Annotated in this window: 16 protein-coding genes; 9 read left to right on the top strand and 7 right to left on the bottom strand. The window is 71.9% G+C overall.

Annotated features, from left to right (window positions below; translation table 11 throughout):
• Positions 1-32 precede the first annotated feature (32 nt).
• Together mshC and HQ603_RS05190 are read left to right on the top strand one after the other, a co-directional pair.
• On the top strand, positions 33-1,274 hold the full coding sequence (gene mshC, locus HQ603_RS05195) for a cysteine--1-D-myo-inosityl 2-amino-2-deoxy-alpha-D-glucopyranoside ligase (protein ID WP_222683494.1): 1,242 nt from the start codon (positions 33-35) through the stop codon (positions 1,272-1,274).
• Positions 1,275-1,417: 143 nt separating this feature from the next.
• On the top strand, positions 1,418-2,236 hold the full coding sequence (locus HQ603_RS05190) for a DUF559 domain-containing protein (protein ID WP_222683493.1): 819 nt from the start codon (positions 1,418-1,420) through the stop codon (positions 2,234-2,236).
• Positions 2,237-2,312: 76 nt separating this feature from the next.
• On the opposite strand, the gene HQ603_RS05185 is transcribed toward HQ603_RS05190, so the two are convergent.
• From HQ603_RS05185 to HQ603_RS05165, 5 genes are all read right to left on the bottom strand, one after another.
• Positions 2,313-6,440, bottom strand: a complete 4,128-nt coding sequence (locus HQ603_RS05185) for a TIGR02680 family protein (RefSeq protein WP_222683492.1) — start codon at positions 6,438-6,440, stop codon at positions 2,313-2,315.
• Positions 6,437-7,771 carry a DUF2398 family protein gene (locus HQ603_RS05180; protein WP_222683491.1) on the bottom strand — a complete coding sequence of 445 codons (1,335 nt, stop codon included), beginning with the start codon at positions 7,769-7,771 and terminating at the stop codon, positions 6,437-6,439. The genes HQ603_RS05185 and HQ603_RS05180 overlap by 4 nt, the downstream gene beginning before the upstream one ends.
• On the bottom strand, positions 7,768-9,228 hold the full coding sequence (locus HQ603_RS05175) for a TIGR02677 family protein (protein ID WP_222683713.1): 1,461 nt from the start codon (positions 9,226-9,228) through the stop codon (positions 7,768-7,770). The genes HQ603_RS05180 and HQ603_RS05175 overlap by 4 nt, the downstream gene beginning before the upstream one ends.
• An 80-nt stretch (positions 9,229-9,308) precedes the next feature.
• Positions 9,309-10,457, bottom strand: coding sequence for an MFS transporter (locus tag HQ603_RS05170; RefSeq protein WP_222683490.1), 1,149 nt, complete (start codon positions 10,455-10,457; stop codon positions 9,309-9,311).
• A gap of 25 nt (positions 10,458-10,482) precedes the next feature.
• Positions 10,483-11,313: a PAC2 family protein gene (locus HQ603_RS05165; RefSeq protein ID WP_222683712.1), complete on the bottom strand. Its 831-nt coding sequence runs from the start codon at positions 11,311-11,313 to the stop codon at positions 10,483-10,485.
• A gap of 148 nt (positions 11,314-11,461) precedes the next feature.
• On the opposite strand from HQ603_RS05165, the gene metH reads away from it, so the two are divergent.
• From metH to hisG, 4 genes are read left to right on the top strand one after another with little or no spacing between them, the layout of a single operon-like run.
• Positions 11,462-15,031 carry a methionine synthase gene (gene metH / locus HQ603_RS05160; RefSeq protein WP_222683489.1) on the top strand — a complete coding sequence of 1,190 codons (3,570 nt, stop codon included), beginning with the start codon at positions 11,462-11,464 and terminating at the stop codon, positions 15,029-15,031.
• Between the two features lie 8 nt (positions 15,032-15,039).
• Positions 15,040-15,708: an HAD family hydrolase gene (locus tag HQ603_RS05155; RefSeq protein ID WP_222683488.1), complete on the top strand. Its 669-nt coding sequence runs from the start codon at positions 15,040-15,042 to the stop codon at positions 15,706-15,708.
• 43 nt (positions 15,709-15,751) lie between these two features.
• Positions 15,752-16,015: a phosphoribosyl-ATP diphosphatase gene (locus tag HQ603_RS05150; RefSeq protein ID WP_222683487.1), complete on the top strand. Its 264-nt coding sequence runs from the start codon at positions 15,752-15,754 to the stop codon at positions 16,013-16,015.
• Between the two features lie 46 nt (positions 16,016-16,061).
• The gene (gene hisG / locus HQ603_RS05145; protein WP_222683486.1) at positions 16,062-16,913 is read left to right on the top strand and encodes an ATP phosphoribosyltransferase; all 852 of its coding nucleotides are present in this window, start codon (positions 16,062-16,064) and stop codon (positions 16,911-16,913) included.
• On the opposite strand, the gene HQ603_RS05140 is transcribed toward hisG, so the two are convergent.
• Complete coding sequence (locus HQ603_RS05140; protein WP_308126369.1) at positions 16,910-17,719, bottom strand: thioesterase family protein; 810 nt, start codon at positions 17,717-17,719, stop codon at positions 16,910-16,912. The two genes, hisG and HQ603_RS05140, sit on opposite strands and share 4 nt — an antisense overlap.
• Positions 17,716-18,543 carry a RecB family exonuclease gene (locus HQ603_RS05135; RefSeq protein WP_371830974.1) on the bottom strand — a complete coding sequence of 276 codons (828 nt, stop codon included), beginning with the start codon at positions 18,541-18,543 and terminating at the stop codon, positions 17,716-17,718. Before HQ603_RS05135 ends, HQ603_RS05140 begins: the two co-directional genes overlap by 4 nt.
• A 112-nt stretch (positions 18,544-18,655) precedes the next feature.
• Between HQ603_RS05135 and HQ603_RS05130 the strand changes: the two genes are divergently transcribed.
• The 3 genes from HQ603_RS05130 to dop all read left to right on the top strand — a co-directional run bounded on the left by HQ603_RS05130 (position 18,656) and on the right by dop (position 22,995).
• Positions 18,656-19,537, top strand: a complete 882-nt coding sequence (locus tag HQ603_RS05130) for a tRNA (adenine-N1)-methyltransferase (RefSeq protein ID WP_308126368.1) — start codon at positions 18,656-18,658, stop codon at positions 19,535-19,537.
• 94 nt (positions 19,538-19,631) lie between these two features.
• Positions 19,632-21,413, top strand: coding sequence for a proteasome ATPase (gene arc / locus HQ603_RS05125; protein WP_222683482.1), 1,782 nt, complete (start codon positions 19,632-19,634; stop codon positions 21,411-21,413).
• 82 nt (positions 21,414-21,495) lie between these two features.
• Complete coding sequence (dop, locus tag HQ603_RS05120) at positions 21,496-22,995, top strand: depupylase/deamidase Dop (protein ID WP_222683481.1); 1,500 nt, start codon at positions 21,496-21,498, stop codon at positions 22,993-22,995.
• Positions 22,996-23,053 lie beyond the last annotated feature (58 nt).

Here is a 23,053-nt window from a genome sequence, read left to right as displayed (position 1 = left end):
TCGGCCGACGGTCACCGGATAGGCTGGGCGCCATGCAGTCCTGGCCCGATGTCGCTGTCCCCACGGTTCCCGGCGAAGGCCCGGCTCTGCGCTTGTACGACACCGCGGACCGCGCCGTGCGGCCCGTCGCACCGGGTTCGACGGCCACCATGTACGTCTGCGGCATCACCCCGTACGACGCGACGCACCTCGGCCACGCCGCCACCTACCTCACCTTCGACCTGGTGCAGCGCGTGTGGCGCGACGCCGGCCACGACGTGCACTACGTGCAGAACGTCACCGACGTCGACGACCCGCTCTTCGAACGCGCCGCCCGCGACGGCGAGGACTGGCAGTCCCTCGGGCAGCGCGAGACCGACCTGTTCCGCTCGGACATGACGGCCCTGCGCGTGCTGCCGCCCCGCGACTACATCGGCGCCGTCGAATCGGTCGCCGAGGTGGTCGAGTTGGTGGAGAAGCTGCTCGCCTCCGGTGCGGCCTACACCGTCGACGACGCCGAGTACCCCGACGTGTACTTCCGCGCCGACGCCACCGAGCAGTTCGGGTACGAGTCCGGGTACGACCGCGACACCATGGCCCGCTTCTTCGCCGAGCGCGGAGGCGATCCCGATCGCGCCGGCAAGCGGGATCCCCTGGACGCCCTGATCTGGAAGGCGGCCCGGCCGGGCGAGCCGTCGTGGCCGTCGCCCATGGGACCCGGCCGTCCGGGCTGGCACATCGAGTGTGCGGCCATCGCGCTGAACCGGATCGGCTCCGGGTTCGACGTGCAGGGCGGCGGCAGCGATCTCATCTTCCCGCACCACGAGTTCTCGGCCGCCCACGCCGAATCCCTCACCGGCGCCGACCGTTTCGCGCGCCACTACGTGCACACCGGCATGATCGGGCTCGACGGGGAGAAGATGTCGAAGTCCCTCGGCAACCTGGTGCTGGTGTCGAAGCTGACGGCCGCCGGCGTGGACCCCGGCGCCATCCGTCTCGGCCTCTACGCCGGCCACTATCGGCAGGATCGCTCCTGGGACGACGCCACGCTCGTGACCGCGCAGCGGCGGCTCGAGGCGTGGACGGCCGCGGTGGCACTGTCCTCCGCGCAGTCCGCGGAGGACACCGTCGCTCGGGTCCGCCAGCACCTCGCCGACGACCTCGACACCCCCAAGGCCCTCGACGCCCTCGACGCCTGGGCCCGCGACGCCGTCACCATCGGCGGGTCCGACACCGCGGCGCCGGGTCTGGTCGCCGCCGCCGTCGACGCGCTGCTGGGTGTGCGGCTGCGCTGAGCACAGCGTGCGGCTCGGACTCCGTGAACGCGGTGTCCCGCCGCAATCGCGGCCGAGGCGCACACCCCGCTCGGTCCACAACCCGTGCTCGATCCCCGGGTCGAATCAGGCTGCGCCGCCACGCCACCTCGCGGTCGGCCTCGGTGATCACCCTGACCGGCATGCACCTCTGGACACGAGCACAGCTTCGCGCGTCGATGTCCGACGCGACCATCTCTCGCCGCTTCATCCGTGTCCTGCCCGGCGTCTACGGTGACGGCGATCCCGGGTTCGTCGATCGCTGTCGCGCCGTCGGACTGTGGCGCCCCGATGCCGTGCTGGCCCGCAGGACGGCCGGTCACCTGTACGGGTGGCTATCGGAGCCCGAGTTGGTCGACGTGATCGTGTCGCGGCGAACTCGCACGCCGCCCTGGCTGCGCGCCCGGGAGGGGTCGGCGCGGTCGGCGTTTCTGTCGGACTTCAGGGTCACCACCCCGGCCCACACGGTGGTGGACTGCGCCGCGGACCTGGACGACGGTGCCGCCGGAAAGCTCGTCGACGAGTGTATCGCCGCCGGCCTGACCGTGAGCGCGATCAGGGCGGAACTACGTCGCGGCGTCCGCCACAGCGCGCGTGTGCGTCGGCTGGTCGACACGGCCGCACGCAACTTCGCCTCGGAACCCGAACGGCTCCTGATCCGCGCCCTTGCGGGCCGCGGATACCGACTCGAGGCGAACGCTCGGGTGGGGCGCTTCGTGGTGGATCTACTCGACCGGCGCGCACGCGTGATCGTGGAAGTCGACGGTCTCGAATTCCACAGTGCGCAGGACGTCTTCCGCCGCGATCGGGTCCGGCAGAACGCGCTCCTGCTCTCCGGCTTTCTGGTCCTTCGCTACGCCGCGTACGACGTCTTACGGAACCCGGACGCCGTGGCGGCGGAGATCATCGACGTCGTGCGACGCCGACGCAGGTCGCTCGCGTGAGCAGGGCGTGCGGCTCGAACGGGAAGTCGGCGGTTTCCCGCTCGAGAAGCCGTCGAGGCGCACACCGTGCTCGGCCCTACACCTCCGCGAAGTCGAGTCCCCCCGACACCGGGGTGGGCACCCGCCGCCGCTGGGGGGAACCGAGGGCGGCGGCGAGGTCGGACCCGTCGTGTTCGGCGAGGAGCTCGCCGTCGTCCCAGACCAGCAGGGCGGCGCTCACGGTGTTCTCGGCGGTGGAGTGGGCCAGGTCGTAGTGCGCACACCCGGGGACTCCGGCGTAGGTGATCCAGAGGTCGTAGCCCGTCATGAACAGGTCCAGGTCGAATTGCACACTGAGGCCGAGCAATTCGCGGCGGCCGTTGTCGTCCACACCGGCGAACGCCTCGTCCAGCGCGAGCAGCCGGGGTGAGTGCGGATCGGCGGAGGACAGCATCACGTGCGCCGCGGCGAAGAGCGGAAGGTGCAGCGACACCGACTGTTCACCGCCGGAGAGCGCGCTGTGCCGTGCGACGGTGAGTCGATCCTCGGATCCGTCCGCGCCCAGGAGAGTGAAGGCGAATACCCGCCACTGCCGGTAGTCGAGTGCCTCCGTGAGGATCTCGGGGTACGAGCGCTCGGGGTGCGCCGCTCGCGCGGAGCGGATGCGCGCCGCGAAGTACGCCCGGATCCGGGCGAGGTCCTCGGGCGCCAGGCCGGCGCTGTCGCGTTCGAGCAGTTTCGACACCGCCCGCCCCTCCTCGTCGAGGGTGTCCGCAAGAACCCAGTGGACCCCGATGGTGGAGCCGGACGACATCCGTCGCTCCTTCATCTCCGCGCCCATCCGCGCGATGAGCGCCCGCGCGTCGACCGTGCGGTCGTGGATCTGCTGAGCCAGACCAGTGAGCAGAGCGTCCTCGAGGATGCGGCGTTCGGCGTCGGTGAGCAGCGACTCCTGGTCACGCCGAGCCTCGGCGACGCGGGCCGCGAAGTCCGCCACCGTGGATCGGCCGCGCTCGTCCTGGACACGCACCACCGTCACCCCGTCGACGGCGTCCCACTCGAGCCGGAAGTCCTGGCCCGACGACGCCAGTCCGGCGTCGAAGTCCTGCAACGCGGCGGTGAGTGCGCCGCGGGTGGTCTTGCGCGCGGAGTCGGTGGCCTTGACGTCGGCGGTGGCGGCGACGAGGGCGTCCAGCAGAGCGCGGACCTCGGGCGGCAGCACGTCCGGGACGTCGTCGGGGTGGGTGGCGGCCTCCATGCGGTAGAGCACCTGGTCGGGGGTGGACCACGCGGACTCACTGGTGGGCCAGGAACACGCCGGGGCCCCGAGCACGGCGAGCAGATCCCGCTCGGCGTACGGGGCGAGACGCCGTGCGTCGCCCAGGGTTTCGGTGATGGCCGCGGTCAGTTCCGCGGACGCCGCCCGCAGTGCGCCGTCGGCCGCGCCCGTGTCCTCGCCCGCCGCCGTCGCGGCCTTGCGGGCGGCGGTCTGCTCCTTCTTGCACTCCTCGATGCGGCGACGGACCACGGCCAGCTCGGCCTCGATCTGGTCCGCGTCGGCTCCGAGCGACTCGCGCAGCACCTCGAGCTTGGCGGACTGCTGCTCGTACCCGGTTTCGGCGATCGCGGCTTCCTCGGCGTACTCCTCGGCGTTCCCGACGGCCTCCTCGAGCCGCGCGGCCGCCTCGCGTTCGCGTTCCGCGGCGCGCTCGACGTCGCCGCGGTGGCGAAGCAGCGCGTGCCCGGTGTTCTCGAAGTGCCGGATCGCGGCGGCGAGGGCGTCGAGTTCGCGGCCGAGGTGGGGCGCCCGGTGCGTCACCGCCGCGGTCCGCAGAGCCTTCTCGGCGGCCGACTGCGCGGCCACCGCCGCGTCGAGATCGCGCTCGGCCGCCTCGGCAGCGGCCGTCCTGGATCGCAGAGCGCCCGCGGCTTCGACGGTGCTGCGCAGCGCGGCCGTCACCGCCGTCGTGCCGGGTAGCCGGTCGACCGAGCGGTGCACGGCGTCGAGCCGGACCCGCGCGTCGGTTCCGGCGCGCTCGGCGGCCTCGATGACGGAACGGATCTCGCCGATCTCGGCGTCGAGTTCGGCCGCGCGGGCAGCCCGGCGCCGCGCCCGCGCCGTGGCGCCGATGTACTCCGCCGCCGACTTGGTGTGGGACCCGAGCAGGACGCCGAGCGCGAACGTGCCGTCGGCGCTCACGCGGACGGATCCGTCGCCGCCGAGCGCCACCGACGTCAACACCCGCCGCACGGCCTCGGCCGACACGGCCGGGTGATCCTCGACGACCAGCACGTCCGCGAGCGACGGGCCGTCCACCGGGTCGAGCGCGGTCAGTGCCGTATCGCCGACGACGTCCACGGCACCGTCCTCGGCTACCAGCGCGTCCAGAACGCCGGCGGCCTCGAGCGCGGCCTCGATCCCGGCCGCGACCGCGTCGTCGACGCCGTCGGCGAACCGCACGAGCTGCCAGAGCGGGGTTCCGCTCGCCCGCGGGCCGCGCGTGTGGGGGACTGGCGGGGCGTCGTCGTGTTCCGCGGCGACACGGGCGCGGTCGGCCTCGACCTCCGCGAGACGACGACGCGCGTCGGCCGCGTCGCGCGCCGCGTCGCGGTCGGCCGCCCGCAGCGCGTCGGTGAGGTCGCGGGTGCGCTCACGCAGGGCGTCGCGGAGCGAGGGGGCGTCGTCGTCGCCGGTCGCGTCGAGAGCGTCGGCGAGGACCTCGGGCACGCCGGGGTCGTCGACGACGCGCGAGGCCTCGGTCCACCAGGAGCGCAACTCGCCGGCGCATCGTGCGCGCGCCGCGGCGACCGTGGCCTCAGCGTCGCGGACGGCCGCCAGCGCGCGATCACGGTCGTCCCGTCCGCGCTCGACCGCCCGTTCCGCCCGTGTCCGTTCGGCCGTCGCCCGGTCGACCTGCAGCACGGCGGCCCGCACCGCCCGGACGTCGGCGTCGCGTTCCTCCGCGTGACCGCGGACGGCGGCGGTGATGCGGTCCACCCGCGCATCGGCGGGCAGAGCCGTCCAGGCGATGCCGGCGTCCTCCGCCGCGGCGGTCAGCTCGTCCTCCGCCCGCGCGATCACCGCGGCCACCTCGCGGGCGCGCTCGGCCGCGGCCTCGGCGTCCCGGCGACGACCGTCGACGGCCTCCTGCGCCCGGACCGCCTTCTCGGCCTGCTGCTGGGTGGAGATCTCGAGCCGACGGACGGCGTCGGCGAGGTCGTCGAGTTGCTGCTTGCCCTCGTAGGCGGAGGATCGCTGCAGGGTCTGCTGGTCGGTCAGAGCACGGTCGAGGGCGCGGTCGGCTTCGTCGAACCGGCGCTCGGCGGCCTCTCGCTCGGCCCGGCGCCGCTCCTGCAGGGCTCGCGCGGCGAAGAGTGCGGTGACGGCGTGGTCGACGGCGTCCAGGCGGCGCTGCACCTGGTCGACGTCGGTGCGCGCCTGCACGGACAGGTAGCGGCCGTACACCCCGAGGAACGACGCCGCGGCGCGGTCCGCCTCGGCGATGCCCTCGAGCGCCCGGCCGACCTCCTCCATGTCGCTGAACGAGCGGGCGGCATCGAGGACGAGGTGCTCGTCGAGGGGGCGCAAGCCGTCAGACAGGGCGCGCGACAGGCCCTTGGGATCGAGGTTCTTCGCGAGCTGCGGACGGCGCAACGTCAGGATCAGGGTGATGAGCTGGTCGTACCGCTCCGCGCCGAGACCGAACATCCGCGCGTCGATCGCGGCGCGGTAGTCGATCGGCCGATCCACGATGGCGTCGGTACCGATCTGCTCGGCCAGTTGCTTCTTGGTGAGCGGCCGATCGTCGTCCCCGAGAAGCGAGAAGTCGACGCCCACCCGGCCGTCGACGACGAAGTACCACCGGGTGACCCTGTCGACCGACCGCGTGGCGCGCATGCCGATGCCGACGGTGACGCACTCGGGGTCGTCGGCGCGGCCGCGGCCGAATTCCATCCACACGTAGCTGTGGGCCGAATCCTGGCCCCGGTACAGCAGATTCGACTTCATGGTGCGTTCCTCGCCCGCGAAGGGGTTGAGGCGACGCGGTTCGATGCGGCCGTCGAGAACGAAGGGGTAGAGCACCTCGAGGGCCTTGGTCTTGCCCGACCCGTTGGGCCCGCGCAGCACCAGCCGTCCGTCGGCGAAGGAGAACTCCTGGTCCCGGTAGTCCCACAGGTTGACGATGCCCGCGCGCGTGGGGCGGAAGCGGGTGCTGCGTGTCACGAGAGATCCTCCGTGCGTGCGGATGCGAACAGGTCGGTGGCGGCCGGGTGCTCGCGCACCGTCACCACCACGCCGCGGTACCGCGCCAGCGCGGGCAGCGCGGCGACGCCGCCGTCGACCGGCGCGACGAGAGCGAGTCGGGCGAGCAGCGCGAGTGCCTCGCGCCGCAACCCGGCCGCGTCCGCGGTCCACTGGGCGGCGAACGTGCGTCCGTAGGTGCGGACGAGGGTGTCGACGGTCGCGTCGAGCCACGCATCGGAGACCACCGGGTGCAGCGTCGGTGCGGCGGGCTCGTCGTCCGGGTCGACCTCCGGATCGGGCTCGTCGACGAGCGTCTCGAAGACGCCGCCGGCGGGGACGGCCGTGTCCAGGGCCGCGACCAGGTCCGCGGTGCGGTCGAGGGTCACCGCGACGCGGGGCAGCGGCTCGCCGTCGGGGTCGAGCACCCGGTCCGCGATCTCCCCGGCCAGGAGCAACGCGACCTGCGCGACCGTCCCGGTGGACGGGAAGCGCACGTCGGACAGCCGCCCCGACGTGTCGATGAGCGCGACACCCTCGGCGCGGCGTTCCGCGGTCAGACCGGTGAGCAGCGCCACGTCCGCGATCGACCGAGCGTCGGGCAGGTTCTCCTCGACCGACGCGCCGTACACGACGGGGCGTTCCACCAGGGCGCGCCGCGCGCGCCGGGCGCGGTCGGCCGCGTCGCGCGGCGGGTCGGCGAGCAGGCCCGCCGCGCCGCCGAGGTGTTGGATCGGCCGCGCGGGTCGGAACAGCGCGGCGACGATCCCGGGGTCGATGTCGTACAGCGCCTCCCCGGCGTCGGGGTCGCGGGCCCAGCCGCCGGCGTCACCGTCGGCGATGGTGATGGCGCCGCGGGTGGCCAGCCAGGAGACCGCGTCGACGAAGGCGTCCCGGTCGGCCGCGCGGTCGGTGTCGAGGTCGATGCCGACCACGCGGCGCGCCTCGGCGGCGACCGCGTCGGCGAGCTCGGACAGGGTCACCTGATCGCCCGCGCGACCGAGCGCGGCGAGGACCAGGGCCGTCAACGCGTAACGACGACGGTCGAAGACCCGGTCGGCGGCCGTGCGGGCGGGGCGGGTGGCGTCCAGCCGGTCGACCACCGGATGCACGCGCGCCGTGGTCTCGGTGACCTCGAGCCGGTACCCGAACGCGTCGAGCAGGTCCTCGCGCAGTTCGGTGGCCCACCGCCGCACCAGGGGCAAGGCGACGCGGTCGGGGTAGGTCCGGGTGATCAGGTGGTGGGACAGCACCGTCCGGACGGCACGCTGGTAGTTGTCCAGGGCGAGATCGGGAACGGAATGCACCCTCATCGGGCACCTCCGCGCTCGCGCCGGGCGACGGTGACGGCCAGTTTGTCGAGGTGGAGCACCCCCCGATGGGTGCGCACCACCGTCGACCGCTCGTGCGGGGCGAGGGTGAGGAACGTCGCGCCCTCGGTCCCCGTGGTGGCGGCGATACGCCCCGACACGGGAACGCGGGCGCCCAGGGCCGCGTCGAGCAGGGACAGCAGGACGTCCGTCTCCTCCGGACCGAGCACCCGGCCGTCGACACCGGCACCCAGTGCGGCCGCGGCCTCGGACCGGCGGCGCTGCGCGTCGAGTTGGCGGTCGCGCAGCCGCCGCAGTCCGGCGTCGTTGCGGTGCACACGCGCCGGCGCCCCGGCCGCGGGGGCTCGTCCGGTCTCGGCGAGGGTTCGCGCGATCTCGACCGGCGGGGCGTCCCACCAGGAGCGGTGGTCGGGGATCACCTCGGCGTCGGGGTGCGCCATCGACAGGTGGCGCGGCCGACCGAGCCCGAACGTGGCGTCGAACAGCGCGTGCGCCGCGTCCTCGGTCGGCGCGGCGGCGAACCACCCGGCGAGATGGCGCAACTGCGACTCACGGCTGACGCCGGTCCGGCGGCTCTCGGTGACGCGCCGCAGCAGCGACAGCACGGCCGCGATGGCGATCGTCGTGCCCTCGCGCAGTCGGTCGACCTCCGCCGTGCCGTCCTCGGCGGAGAACCAGTGCACCAGACCGGCCCAGCGCGCCGCCCGGTCCGCGCGGCGGTCGTCGCGGGAGAGGAACACCCGCTCGTCGCTGTCCGCGGCGCGGTCGAGCATCGCCTCCGTGCCGGACTCCTCGACGGCGGTGATGGCGGCCGCGAGCTTCGGTGCGTACCGGGCGAGGTCGGAGGAGAACTCGCGCATGTGGGCGAGGAGAGCGTCCTTGTGCGCGAGGAAGGACGCCGGCGTGGCGTCCGTGGTGCGCACCAGGTCGCCGAGGGAGAGGTAGAAGTGCGCCGCGCGCGTGGCCATGTCGTCGAGCGCGGACTCGAGGCGACGCAACGTGCGGTGCACCCGGTCGGCGTCCCCCGCCCGGTTCGCCGCCGCCAGACCCGCGAGGTCGGCGAGCAGGTCGGGCAGTGCGAGCCGGGACAACGCGGCGTCGTCGACCCGCGCGGCGACGACGTCCTCCACCGCGCGATAGGCGTGGTAGCCGACCTGGCCGAACTGATAGACGTAGTGCCGATTGCGGTACTCCGCGAGGGTGGCGGCGCGGGAGCCGTCGTAGCTGCGTTCGAGGACGCCCCAGGCGTGGAGTTGCTCGAGCAGGGGGCCGATATCGGCGGCGACCAACGCCGCGTCCGGCTCGGTGCGCGCCAGGATGCCCGCGACGTCCCCGGCGTGCAGGAGCACCACGTATCCCGACCGGGCGTGGTCGAACGCGCGGAGAACCCGCAGGTAGTCCAGCCGTTTCTCGGCCGTGGCGAACGACAGCAGCCGCAGTCGGTCGTCCAGTGCGGTCGAATCGGTCACCGAAACAGGGTAGGGGGCGCCCTCGTCGGACCCCGCGGGGGTGGCGGGGCTCACCGCCGGGTCCCGCGCAGCACGAGCAGGGGCGCGGCGATGCCCAGCAGCAGCGCCGGGACGACGAACGCCACGTGCGGATGCACCGCGTAGAGAGGCGTCAGCGCCAGCGGGGCGGCGGCCGCGCCGAAGAATCGGAACGACTGCACCACGGACACCGCACCGCCCCGATTGGCGCCGGCCGAGCCCAGCACCGCGGTGTTGACCCCGACCAGGATCATCTGGGAGGCGACGCCGGCCGCGGCCCACACCAGCGCCACCACCAGCAGTACGTCGACGGTGCCGGCGACGAGCACTGCCGCCGCGCCCACCGGGGCGGCGAGGACGATGGTCCGGCGGGCACCCCACCGGTCGATCAGCCCGCCCGCGCGCCGCGCCGTGAGGATGCCGGCGACACCGAAGACCGTCAGCAGCAGTCCGCGCTGCGCGGCGGTGAGCCCGAAGGTGTCCTCGCCGCGGAAGGCGACGAGGAAGCTCAGGCCGCCGAGGGCGCCCCAGCCCAGGAAGGCCACCGTGGCCACCCGCAGGACCGGCAGGGTCAGCGCGTCGCGCAGCCGTCCGGCCGGCTCCCCCCGCTCGGCGGCGCGGTCGTCGTCGACCTCGCCGGGCAGTCCGGCGGCGCCGAGCGCCACCGACACCACCGCGAGGACGACGAAGGACAGCCGCCAGTCGAGTTCGGCGGACAGCCCGCCCACCAGGGGTGCGCTGGTCTGACCGGCCGCCTGGCAGGCGCCGAACGTGCCGAGGACGCGCCCGAGGCGCTCGCGCGGGGTGACCGCGGCCAGGGCCGCCAAGAGCAGGGGAGTGGTGAACGAGTTGGCGACGCCCTGCACCGCGCGAGCGCCGAGCAGCAGGCCCAGCGTGGGCGCGAGTGCGCAGGCCAGCGAGGACACCGCGTAGAGCGCGTACGCCCAGCGCACCGTCCGCACCCGACCCCACCGCGCGCCGAGCGTCCCCGAGACGAGCATGACCGCCGCGAACGGCAGCAGATACGCGGTGAGCGACGACGACGCGGTGCCCGTCGACACGCCGAGGTCACCGCCGATCTCCGGCAGCATCGAGGCCACGACACCGCCGCCGAACGGCCCGAGGAACCCGCCCGCGTACAGCGCGGCGACCCGCAGCGACGCCCGACGGCCCTCGCTCACCACCGGCGCGGCCGGTGAGCGGGGCTCACGCGCCGAACCGGCCCGGACCGCGTCGGCGCAGGTACCGCTCGAACTCCGCCGCGAGCGCGTCGCCGTCGACCTTCGCGACCGCCTCGTTCATGTCGACCTCGGCGTCGCCGCGCTCCTCGAGCGAGCGGACGTACTCGGCGATCTCCTCGTCGTCCTCGGTCATCTCGGTGACCTGCTGTTCCCAGTCCTCCGCCTGCGTCGGGAGCTCGCCCAGCGGGACCTCGATGTCGAGGACGTCCTCGACGCGCTGGAGCAGCGCCACCGTCGCCTTGGGGTTCGGCGGCTGCGAGACGTAGTGCGGCACCGCCGCCCACAGCGACACCGCCGGGACACCGGCACGGACGCACTGATCCTGCAGCACGCCGGTGATGCCCGTCGGGCCCTCGTACCGCGTCTGTTCGAGGTTGAACTGCTCGGCGGCGTCGGTGCTGTAGGCCGTGCCGGTCACCGGAACGGGGCGCGTGTGGGGCGTGTCGGCCAGCAGCGCGCCCAGGATGACGACGGTCCGCACCCCGAGTTCCTCGACGAAGTCGAGCAGGTCGTCGCAGAAGCTGCGCCACCGCATGTTCGGCTCGATTCCGCGCAGCAACACCACGTCGCGGTCGCTGCCGGGCGGCGAGCACAGCGACAGCCGGGTCGAGGGCCACTCGATCTCCCGCGTGACGCCGTCGACCTGGCGCACCGTCGGCCGGTTCACCTGGTAGTCGTAGTAGTCCTCGGAATCGAGCTCGGCCAGGGGCGTCGCGTCCCAGATCAGTTCGAGATGTTCGACGGCTCCGCTGGCCGCGTCACCCGCGTCGTTCCACCCCTCGAACGCCGCGACCATGACGGGGTCGCGCAGCGTCGGCACGGCCCGGTCGTCACCGTCGTCCGTCTCGCGGTCGCCCGAGGGCTCGAATGGCTCGATCACCCACCCAGCCTACGACCCCCCTCTCCCGCGCCGATGTGTCGTGGTCGCCCACTAGGCTTGAGGCATGCCTGCCGACTTCCGCTCACGCCTGCTCGATGCGCTGAACCAGCGCGTTGTCATCGGCGACGGGGCCATGGGCACCATGCTGCAGGCGGCGGATCTCACGCTGGACGACTTCCGCGGGCTAGAGGGCTGCAACGAGATCCTCAACGACACGCGTCCCGACGTGCTTCGCGCGATCCACCGCGAGTACTTCGAGGCCGGTGCGGACGCGGTGGAGACCAACACCTTCGGGTGCAACCTGCCCAACCTCGCCGACTACGACATCGCGGACCGGATTCGCGAGCTCTCCTACAAGGGGACGGCTCTCGCCCGCGAGGTCGCGGACGAGATGGGGCCCGGCCGCGACGGCATGGGCCGGTTCGTCCTCGGCTCGCTCGGGCCGGGCACCAAGCTCCCGACGCTGGGGCACGCGCCGTTCCGGGCGCTGCGGGACGCGTACGCCGAGGCCGCGCTGGGCATGATCGACGGCGGCGCCGACGCCGTGCTGATCGAGACCTGCCAGGACCTGCTGCAGGTCAAAGCGGCGATCCTCGGGTCGCAGGCCGCCATGGAACAGCTGGGCGTGCGGATCCCGATCATCACCCACGTCACGGTCGAGACCACCGGCACCATGCTCCTCGGCAGTGAGATCGGCGCCGCGCTGACGGCCATCGAGCCGCTCGGGGTCGACATGATCGGGCTGAACTGCGCCACCGGCCCGGCGGAGATGAGCGAGCATCTGCGCCACCTGAGCAAGCACGCCACGGTGCCGGTGTCGGTCATGCCGAACGCCGGTCTGCCGCAGCTCGGGCCGAACGGCGCGGAGTACCCCCTGGCGCCCGACGAGCTGGCCGAGGCCCTGCGCGGGTTCGTCACCGACTACGGCCTGGCGCTGGTGGGTGGCTGCTGCGGCACCACCCCGGAGCACATCCGCCAGGTCGCCGACGCGGTGCACGAGGTCCCGCGCGGCACCCGCACTCCGGCGCCGGAGAACGGCGTGTCGTCCCTCTACGCGGCGGTGCCGTTCGATCAGGACTCCTCGGTGCTCATGATCGGTGAGCGCACCAACACCAACGGCTCCAAGGCGTTCCGCGAGGCGATGATCGCCGAGGACTACCAGAAGTGCATCGACATCGCGAAGGATCAGACCCGCGACGGCGCCCACATGCTCGATCTCAACGTCGACTACGTGGGCCGCGACGGCGCGGCGGACATGGCGGCACTCGCGTCCCGGTTCGCCACGTCCTCGACGCTGCCGATCATGCTCGACTCCACCGAGCCGGCGGTGCTCGAGGCCGGTCTCGAACACCTGGGCGGCCGCTGCGCGGTCAACTCGGTGAACTACGAGGACGGTGACGGGCCGGGTTCGCGCTTCGAGCGCATCATGCAGCTGGTCACCCGTCACGGCGCCGCCGTGGTCGCCCTCACGATCGACGAGGAGGGCCAGGCGCGGACCGCGGAGTGGAAGGTGCGCATCGCGGAACGCCTGATCACCGACATCACCGAGAACTGGGGTGTGCCGAAGTCCGACATCATCATCGACGCGCTGACCTTCCCCATCTCGACCGGGCAGGAGGAGGTGCGCCGGGACGGCATCGAGACGATCGAGGCCATTCGCACGCTGCACGAGCGGCATCCCGAGCTGCACTTCACGCTGGGCATCTCCAACATCTCGTTCGGCTTGAATCCGGCTGCGCGACAGGTCCTCAACTCGGTGTTCCTCCACGAGTGCACCGAGGCCGGCCTCGACACCGCCATCGTCCACGCGTCGAAGATCCTGCCGATGGCGCGGATTCCGGAGGAGCAGCGTCAGGTGGCGCTCGATCTCGTCTACGACCGTCGGCGGGACGGGTACGACCCCCTGCAGGCGCTCATGGCGCTCTTCGAGGGTGTCTCCGCCGCGTCGGCGCGCGAATCGCGGGCGCAGGAACTCGCCGGTCTGCCGCTGTTCGAGCGGCTCGAGCGGCGCATCGTCGACGGGGAGCGCGCCGGTCTGGGCGACGACCTCGACGAGGCGATGCAGACCACGCCGCCGCTGGCCATCATCAACGAGACCCTGCTGTCCGGCATGAAGACGGTCGGCGAGCTCTTCGGCTCGGGTCAGATGCAGCTGCCGTTCGTGCTGCAGTCCGCCGAGGTGATGAAAGCCGCTGTCGCACACCTCGAGCCGCACATGGAGGCGAGCGACGAGGACGGCAAGGGTCGCATCGTCCTGGCCACCGTCAAGGGCGACGTGCACGACATCGGCAAGAACCTCGTCGACATCATCCTCAGCAACAACGGCTACGAGGTGGTCAACCTCGGCATCAAGCAGCCCATCCAGGCCATCCTCGACGCCGCGGTGGACAAGCGGGCCGACGTCATCGGCATGTCCGGACTGCTGGTGAAGTCCACCGTGGTGATGAAGGAGAATCTCCTCGAGCTGAACGCCAAGGGTGTCGCGGAGCAGTTCCCCGTGCTGCTCGGCGGCGCGGCGCTCACCCGCAGCTACGTCGAGAACGACCTCGCCGAGGTCTACGAGGGCGAGGTCTCCTACGCCCGCGACGCGTTCGAGGGGCTGCGCCTCATGGACAGCATCATGAACACCAAGCGCGGTGTCGCTCCCGCCCCCGACAGCCCGGAGGCACTCGCCGCGGCGGCCAAGGTGGCCGAGCGCAAGGAACGCCACGAGCGCTCGCGCCGGATCGCCGAGAAGCGCAAGGCCGCCGAGGTCGCGGTGGAGATCCCGGCGCGGTCGGACGTCGCGGTGGAGAAGGAACTGCCGACGCCGCCGTTCTGGGGCAGCCGCATCGTCAAGGGCATCGCCCTGGCCGAGTACTCGGGACTGCTGGACGAGCGCGCCCTGTTCCTCGGCCAGTGGGGGCTGCGCGGCGCGCGCGCCGGCGACGGCCCGACCTACGAGGACCTGGTGGAGACCGAGGGTCGGCCGCGGCTGCGGTACTGGCTCGACCGGCTCAGCACCGACGGCATTCTCGCCCACGCCGCCCTGGTCTACGGGTACTTCCCGGCGGTCTCCGAGGGCGACGATCTGGTGGTGCTCGAGTCCCCGGAACCCGATGCGCCGGAACGGGTTCGGTTCACCTTCCCGCGCCAGGACCGCGGGCGGTTCCTGTGCATCGCGGACTTCGTCCGATCGCGGGAGCTCGCGCGCGAGACCGGGGTGGTCGACGTCCTGCCGATGAACCTGGTGACCATGGGCCAGCCCATCGCGGACTTCGCCAACGAGCTCTTCGCGGCCGACGCCTACCGCGACTACCTCGAGGTGCACGGTATCGGCGTCCAGCTGACCGAGGCGCTGGCGGAGTACTGGCACCGCCGCGTCCGCGAGGAGCTCGTGCTCCCGAGCGGCCGCTCGCTGGTCGACCAGGATCCCGACGAGGTCGAGGGCTACTTCAAGCTGGAGTACCGCGGCGCGCGGTACTCCTTCGGCTACGGTGCCTGCCCCGACCTCGAGGACCGCATCAAGCTCGTCTCGCTGCTCGAGCCGCAGCGCATCGGCGTCGACCTGTCGGAGGAGCTGCAGCTGCACCCGGAGCAGTCGACCGACGCGTTCGTGCTCCACCACCCGGAGGCCAAGTACTTCAATGTGTGAGACCTTCGATGTCTGAACTCCAGGCCGTCCTGTTCGACATGGACGGCACGTTGCTCGACTCGGAGCGGCTGTGGGACGTCGCCGTCTACGAGCTCTCCGCGCGGCTCGGCCGCGAGCTGACACCCGAGGTCCGGGAGTCGACGCTGGGCAACTCCATGCAGGGAGCGCTCGCCAAGGTGTTCGCGCACGTGAGGCGGGAGGCGACGGCGGAGAACCTCGCCGAGGCCGCGGAGTGGCTGAACGGTCGCGTGCGCGTGCTGTTCGCCGACGGTCTGCCCTGGCTTCCCGGGGCCGCGGAGACCCTGGACGCGGTGAAGGCCGCCGGTCTGGGCTGCGCGCTGGTCACCAACACCGAGCGGGCGTTGACCGAGGTCGCGCTGGAGACGCTGGGCCGGCACCGCTTCGACGCCACGGTCTGCGGCGACGAGGTCGCGTCGGCCAAGCCGGCGCCCGACCCCTACCTGCGGGCGGCCCACCTGCTCGGGGTCGACCCGGCGTCCTGCGTCGCCGTCGAGGACTCGCCCACGGGAACGCAGGCCGCGAGCACCGCCGGGTGCGCGGTGCTCGTCGTGGGCAGCGAGGTCCCGGTGCCCGCGGGACCGGGCCGGACGTTCCGCGACGGGCTCGTGGGGGTCACCGTCGACGAGCTCCGGGACGTCGCGACGCGGCGACCCTGACCGCTGCACGTCGCGTCGCTGCGGCGTGGAACAATCAGGCCCCGTGAAGAACTTCGAATCCCTGTTCGCCGAGCTCACCGACCGTGCCGCCACTCGTCCCGAGGGGTCGGGCACGGTGGCCGCGTTGGACGCGGGTGTGCATGCGCAGGGCAAGAAGGTTCTGGAGGAGGCCGGCGAGGTCTGGATCGCCGCGGAACACGAGTCCGACGAGGCCCTGGCCGAGGAGATCTCGCAGCTTCTCTACTGGGTGCAGGTGCTCATGGTGGGCCGGAACATCTCGCTCGAGGACGTCTACCGACATCTGTGACGCCCGCCGTCGCCCCTCCTTCTCACCGACTCCCGAAAGCCGAACCATGTTGCGTGTCGCCGTTCCCAACAAGGGCGCCCTGTCCGAACTCGCCGCGGAGATCCTCACCGAGGCCGGATACCGCCGCCGTACCGATTCCCGTGATCTCACGGTGCTCGACCCCGCCAACAACGTCGAGTTCTTCTTCCTCCGCCCCAAGGACATCGCCATCTACGTCGGGTCGGGGGAGTTGGACCTCGGCATCACCGGCCGTGACCTCGCACTCGACTCCGGTGCGCCGGTGGCCGAGCGCCTGGCGCTGGGCTTCGGCTCCAGCACGTTCCGCTACGCCGCCCCCGCCGGCCGCGAGTGGTCCCCGGAGGATCTCGCCGGGCTCCGCATCGCCACGTCGTACCCCAACCTGGTGCGCGCCGACCTCGCCCGACGCGGCCTCGAGGCCACCGTCATCCGCCTCGACGGCGCGGTGGAGATCTCCATCCAGCTCGGCGTGGCCGACGCCATCGCCGACGTCGTCGGCTCCGGACGCACCCTGCGCCAACACGATCTGGTGGCGTTCGGCGAATCGTTGTGCGACTCCGAGGGTGTGCTCATCGAGCGCGAGGGGTCCGATGCCGACGACCGTGCCCGCAACCAGCTGATCGCCCGCGTCCAGGGCGTGGTGTTCGCCCAGCAGTACCTGATGCTGGACTACGACTGCCCGCGCACGCTGCTCGACCAGGCGGTCGAGATCACGCCGGGGCTCGAGTCGCCCACGCTGTCGCCGCTGGCCGACGAGGCCTGGGTGGCCATCCGGGCCATGGTGCCGCGCAAGGGCCACAACGCGGTGATGGACCGTCTGGCCGACCTGGGCGCGAAAGCGATTCTGGCGTCGGACATCCGGTCCTGCCGGGCGTTCTAACCCCGCGCGCGGACCTCGAGCGTCTGGAAGGACCGCCCGACGGGACCGTGCTCGTCGTGCAGGACGGCCGAGCACAGCCCCACGCCGTCGTCGCTCAGCGCGGTGCTCGCCTGCACCCCGACCCACTCGCCGCGCGGCACGCGCACGATCTCGACCGTCAGGTCGGTGTTGAGGAACGTGTGACGGGTGGGATCGATGCGCGCGGCGACGCCGTTGGCGATGTCCGCGACCGCGAACAGTCGCACGATCGGTGACGTCGACTCACCCTGCACCACAGGGTGTTTCGGCCGAGCCCACACCGACCCGGGACCGTTCTCGCCGGCGGACTCGCCGCCGCGGAAGTCGAGGCTGTCGAGGAACCCGCCGTGCCAGTGCTCGGGGAACACCCAGCGGGACTCGCTCTCGTGCGGACCGGGACGTAGCGGAGCGTCGACGTCGTGGGCGATGTCGGCCGTGTCGGACGTCGCGATGCGCCATCCGGTGGCGCGTGCGACCGTGCGGGGGCGGCCGCCGGGGCCGTCGGCGACCAGTTCCGCGGACAGCATGGACACGCGGCGACCGGGCCGCTCCACCCGGGCGCGCACGTCGAGCTCGCCCACCGGGATCGGTCCCAGGATCTCCATGGTGACCCGGGCGAGTCGGCTGCCCTCCTGCGGCGCGCACTGCTCGAGCGCGCGGGCGAGCAGTGCGGACGGGGGAGCGCCGTGCTGCATGGTCTCCGCCCACACGCTGGTGGTGAACGCGGTCGCCCGGACGCTCTCGACGCCCTCCCGCCGCGCCGCGATCGGCACGAAGAGGGCGGTCACGACGTCGCCTCCGCGCCGGGCCACCCCGGGTACTCGGGTGGGGTGCCCCCGAAGGACGGGCACAGCGCCTGGTAGTCGCACCACGAACACAACCGGCTCTTTCGCGGCCGGAAATCGCCGGTCTCCCCGGCGGTGCGGATGGCCGCCCAGATGGCCGTCAACGTCCGCTCGAACCGGACGAGCTCGTCGGCGTCGGGCGTGTAGGTGAGCTCCTGACCGTCCGCGAGGAAGATCAACTTGAGCTGCGCCGGCACCACCCCGCGGGTGCGCAGCAGCACGAGGGCGTAGAACTTCATCTGAAACAGGGACTTCGGCTCGGCCAGCTCGCGCGGGGCGCGGCCCGTCTTGTAGTCGACCACCCGCACGGCACCGCTGGGCGCGACGTCGATGCGGTCGACGATGCCGCGCAGCACCACACCGTCGGCCAGCTCGGTCTCGACCGACTGCTCGCAGGACTCCGGCTCGAAGCGGGTGGGATCCTCCAGCGCGTAGTACCCGGCCACCAGGGCCTGCGCCTCCGCCAGGAACTTCTCGACCTCGTGCTCGGCCACCACGTCACCGGCGAACTCGCGCTCGGCCTTCACCTCGTCCCACGACTGGTCGATCAACGCGACCGCGCGCTCCGTCACCCGATCCGCCGCCGGTAACCCGAAGAGGTTCTCGAGCACGCGGTGGACGAGCGTGCCGCGCAGTTGCGCCTTGGACGGGGGCGCCGGGATGCGATCGATGGCACGGAACCGGTAGAGCAGCGGACACTGCTTGTAATCGGCGGCGCGGGACGGCGACAGCGCCGGACGGCGCCGCACCCGGGGCTCGGTGGAGATGCTCACGGCTCACGACACTAAGCCCGACCACCGACAAGCTCGGGCACCTGCCCTACAGTTCTCGGGGCGCGTCGCGCGTCCCGAGACCCCCGTTCGAGAGGAACCCCCCACCGTGGAGCCCACCGGCACCGAGTCCGCACCGAGACGGAGCGGACCCTTCCGGGTAGGCGACCGGGTCCAGCTCACCGACGCGAAGGGCCGCCACTACACGGTGGTGCTCGAGGAGGGCAAGGAGTTCCACACCCACCGCGGCGGTATTCGGCACCAGGATCTGCTCGGCGCCGACGAGGGGTCGGTGGTCACGTCCACCAACGGCACCCCCTACCTCGCCCTGCGCCCGCTGCTCGTGGACTATGTGCTCTCCATGCCCCGCGGCGCGCAGGTCATCTACCCCAAGGACGCCGCGCAGATCGTCCACGAGGGCGACGTCTTCCCCGGCGCCCGGGTCCTCGAGGCCGGTGCCGGATCCGGCGCTCTGACGTGCTCGCTGCTGCGGGCGGTGGGGGAGTCGGGGCAGGTCGTGTCGTACGAGGTGCGCGACGACCACGCCGAGCACGCCGTCCGCAACGTCGAGACCTTCTTCGGGACGCGTCCGCCCAACTGGGATCTGGTGATCGACGACGTCGCGGCGTTCGACGTCGCACGGCACGGCGGTCTCGTGGACCGCGTGGTCCTCGACATGCTCGCGCCCTGGGACGCCCTGCCGGCGGTGTCGAACGCCATCGTCCCCGGCGGCGTCCTGATCGTGTACGTCGCCACCACGACGCAGCTGTCGAAGGTCGTCGAGGCGTTGCGCGCGCAGGAGTGCTGGACCGAGCCGCGCTCCTGGGAGTCGATGGTGCGCGGCTGGCACGTCGTGGAACTGTCCGTCCGCCCGGAACATCGCATGCAGGGCCACACCGCGTTCCTCGTCTCGGCCCGCCGCCTCGCCGAGGGCACGGTGACCCCGAAACCGCAACGCCGCGCGGGCAAGACGGGCAACACGCCCAGCTGACCGACGCGGCGACTCCCGGCCGCTGACCTCGACGTCCCGCACGTATCCGTATCTGGCGGTAGCGTTGATCGATACGTTTCGGGAGGAGTCCTGCATGAGCCCTACTGATCACTCGGACCAATCCGCACTGGCGGCGGAACTCGAGTCGCTGCGCGCGGAAGCCGCTGCCCTTCGTCGTCAGCTCGCGGCATCGCGTGGGGGCACGCTGCCGTCCGCCGAGGTGCGGGACCTCGAGAACAAGATCGAGACGCTGTCGGTGCGTAACGGCAAGCTGCTCGAGACGCTCAAGGAAGCGCGTCAGCAACTGATCGCCCTGCGCGAGGAGGTCGATCGACTCGGCGCCCCGCCCAGCGGCTACGGCGTTCTGGTCCACGTGTTCGACGACGGCAACGTCGACGTCTTCACCTCGGGCCGCAAGATGCGGCTCTCGTGCTCGCCCAACATCGACGTCGAGGCGCTGCGCCCCGGCCAGACGGTGCGGCTGAACGAGGCCCTCACCATCGTCGAGGCGTGCGAATTCGAGCGCGTCGGGGAGATCTCGGCGCTGCGGGAGGTGCTCGACGACGGCCGGCGCGCCCTGGTGGTCGGCCACGCCGACGAGGAGCGCGTCGTGTGGCTCGCGACGCCGCTGCAGGAGATGGCCGACGACGAGTCGCCGGAGGATCCGGACGGGCCGTCGCGGCGGCTGCGCCCCGGCGATTCCCTACTGGTCGACACCAAGGCCGGCTACGCCTTCGAGCGCATCCCGAAGGCCGAGGTCGAGGACCTGGTCCTCGAGGAGGTGCCGGACGTCGGCTACGAGGACATCGGCGGCTTGGGCCGGCAGATCGAGCAGATCCGCGACGCGGTGGAGCTGCCCTTCCTGCACAAGGACCTCTTCCGCGAGTACTCGCTGCGTCCGCCCAAGGGTGTGCTGCTCTACGGTCCGCCGGGCTGCGGAAAGACGTTGATCGCCAAGGCCGTCGCCAATTCGCTGGCCAAGAAGATCGCGGAGGCCAAGGGCGAGGACGCCCGCGAGGCCAAGTCGTTCTTCCTCAACATCAAGGGCCCGGAGCTGCTCAACAAGTTCGTCGGCGAGACCGAGCGCCACATCCGGCTCATCTTCCAGCGGGCGCGCGAGAAGGCGTCCGAGGGTACGCCGGTGATCGTGTTCTTCGACGAGATGGACTCCATCTTCCGCACCCGCGGGTCGGGCGTGTCGTCCGACGTCGAGACCACGGTGGTGCCGCAGCTGCTCGCCGAGATCGACGGCGTGGAGGGCCTCGAGAACGTCATCGTCATCGGTGCCTCCAACCGCGAGGACATGATCGACCCGGCCATCCTGCGGCCCGGCCGCCTGGACGTGAAGATCAAGATCGAGCGCCCCGACGCCGAGTCGGCGCTGGACATCTTCTCGAAGTACCTCGACGAGTCGCTGCCCGTCGCGGCGGACGATCTCGCCGAGTTCGGCGGCGATCGCGCTGCCTGCATCCGGGCGATGATCGAGCGGGTCGTCGAGCGCATGTACGCCGAGAGCGACGACAACCGCTTCCTCGAGGTCACCTACGCCAACGGTGACAAGGAAGTGCTGTACTTCAAGGACTTCAACTCGGGCGCGATGATCCAGAACATCGTCGACCGGGCCAAGAAGTACGCGATCAAGTCGGTGCTCGACACCGGTACCAAGGGCCTGAGTGTCCAACATCTCTTCGACTCGATCGTCGACGAGTTCGCGGAGAACGAGGACCTGCCCAACACCACCAACCCGGACGACTGGGCGCGCATCTCCGGCAAGAAGGGCGAGCGCATCGTCTACATCCGCACCCTGGTCACCGGCAAGAACGCGAGCACGAGCCGGTCCATCGACACGGAGTCGAACACCGGCCAGTACCTCTGACCGGACACCGGTCCGACCGGCCGAGCCCCCGCGAGCACCCGCTCGCGGGGGCTCGTCCGCGCTCCTGGCCTAGGCTCGAATCATGGAGCGCATCATCGGTGTCGAGGTCGAGTACGGAATCTCCTCACCCACCGAGCCGACCGCCAACCCGATCCTCACGTCCACGCAGGCGGTGCTGGCCTACGCCGCGGCGGCCGGCGTGCCCCGCGCCAAGCGGACCCGGTGGGACTACGAGGTGGAATCGCCCCTGCGCGACGCCCGCGGGTTCGATCTCGGTCGCTTCAGCGGGCCGGCCCCGGTGATCGACGCCGACGAAGTCGGTGCGGCCAACATGATCCTCACCAACGGCGCCCGGCTCTACGTCGACCACGCGCATCCGGAGTACTCCGCTCCGGAGGTCCGCGACCCGCTCGACGCGGTGATCTGGGACAAGGCGGGCGAGCGCGTCATGGAGGCCGCCGCCCGGCACGCGTCGTCGGTGCCCGGAGCACCCCGCCTGCAGCTGTACAAGAACAACGTCGACGGCAAGGGCGCCTCCTACGGCACCCACGAGAACTACCTCATGTCCCGCGAGACGCCGTTCTCGGCCATCGTGGCGGGGCTGTCGCCGTTCTTCGCCTCGCGTCAGGTGTTCACCGGATCCGGCCGAGTGGGCCTCGGACAGTCCGGTGACGAGCCGGGGTTCCAGCTCTCGCAACGCGCGGACTACATCGAGGTCGAGGTCGGGCTCGAGACGACGCTCAAGCGCGGCATCATCAACACTCGCGACGAGCCGCACGCGGACGCCGACAAGTACCGCCGCCTGCACGTCATCATCGGCGACGCGAACCTCGCCGAGATGGCCACCTACCTCAAGGTCGGGACGACCGCACTGGTCCTCGACGTCATCGAGGCGGGGGTCGACCTGACGGATCTGCAGCTCGCCCGGCCCGTCACGGCCGTCCACCGCATCAGCCACGACCCGACCCTGCGCACCACGGTGGCATTGGCCGACGGCCGCGAACTCACGGCGTTGGCCCTGCAGCGCATCTACCTCGAGCGCGTCTCGCGCCACCTCGACAGCCGCGGCGAGCGGGATCCGCGCGCGGACGACGTCGTCGAGAAGTGGGCGATGATCCTCGACAAGCTCGAGCGCGACCCGATGGAGTGCGCGACCCTGCTCGACTGGCCGGCGAAACTGCGTCTGCTCGAGGGGTTCCGCACGCGCGAGGGTCTCGGCTGGTCGGCACCCCGCCTGCACCTGGTCGACCTGCAGTACTCGGACGTCCGGCTCGACAAGGGCCTGTACAACCGCCTCGTCGCCCGCGGGTCGATGGAGCGCCTGGTCACCGAGCAGCAGGTCATGGACGCCGTCTCCACGCCGCCGTCGGACACCCGGGCCTACTTCCGCGGGGAGTGCCTGAGGCGCTTCGGCTCCGACATCGCCGCCGCCAGCTGGGACTCCGTCATCTTCGATCTGGGCGGCGACTCTCTCGTGCGCATTCCCACCCTCGAGCCGCTGCGGGGGAGCAAGGCGCACGTCGGCGCGCTGCTCGACTCCGTCGATTCCGCCGCGGAACTGGTCGACCAACTCACCGGCTGACCCCGTACGACCGCGCGTTGCCACCCCCGCCCGCGACGCGCTCGGTAGGCTCGAAGAT

The organism is Rhodococcoides corynebacterioides (genome assembly GCF_019834675.1).
GTDB lineage: Bacteria > Actinomycetota > Actinomycetes > Mycobacteriales > Mycobacteriaceae > Rhodococcoides > Rhodococcoides corynebacterioides_A.
The sequence above is the reverse complement of the archived record's forward strand: the minus strand, read 5'-3'. Positions and strand labels throughout refer to the sequence as shown.

What these genes read in the sequence shown, in the direction of transcription:
- hisG (WP_222683486.1), top strand. Translation starts at nt 16,062, where the DNA reads ATGTTGCGTGTCGCCGTTCCCAACAAGGGCGCCCTGTCCGAACTCGCC.
- HQ603_RS05180 (WP_222683491.1), bottom strand. Translation starts at nt 7,771, where the DNA reads ATGAGGGTGCATTCCGTTCCCGATCTCGCCCTGGACAACTACCAGCGT.
- dop (WP_222683481.1), top strand. Translation starts at nt 21,496, where the DNA reads ATGGAGCGCATCATCGGTGTCGAGGTCGAGTACGGAATCTCCTCACCC.
- arc (WP_222683482.1), top strand. Translation starts at nt 19,632, where the DNA reads ATGAGCCCTACTGATCACTCGGACCAATCCGCACTGGCGGCGGAACTC.
- HQ603_RS05155 (WP_222683488.1), top strand. Translation starts at nt 15,040, where the DNA reads ATGTCTGAACTCCAGGCCGTCCTGTTCGACATGGACGGCACGTTGCTC.
- mshC (WP_222683494.1), top strand. Translation starts at nt 33, where the DNA reads ATGCAGTCCTGGCCCGATGTCGCTGTCCCCACGGTTCCCGGCGAAGGC.
- metH (WP_222683489.1), top strand. Translation starts at nt 11,462, where the DNA reads ATGCCTGCCGACTTCCGCTCACGCCTGCTCGATGCGCTGAACCAGCGC.
- HQ603_RS05165 (WP_222683712.1), bottom strand. Translation starts at nt 11,313, where the DNA reads ATGGTCGCGGCGTTCGAGGGGTGGAACGACGCGGGTGACGCGGCCAGC.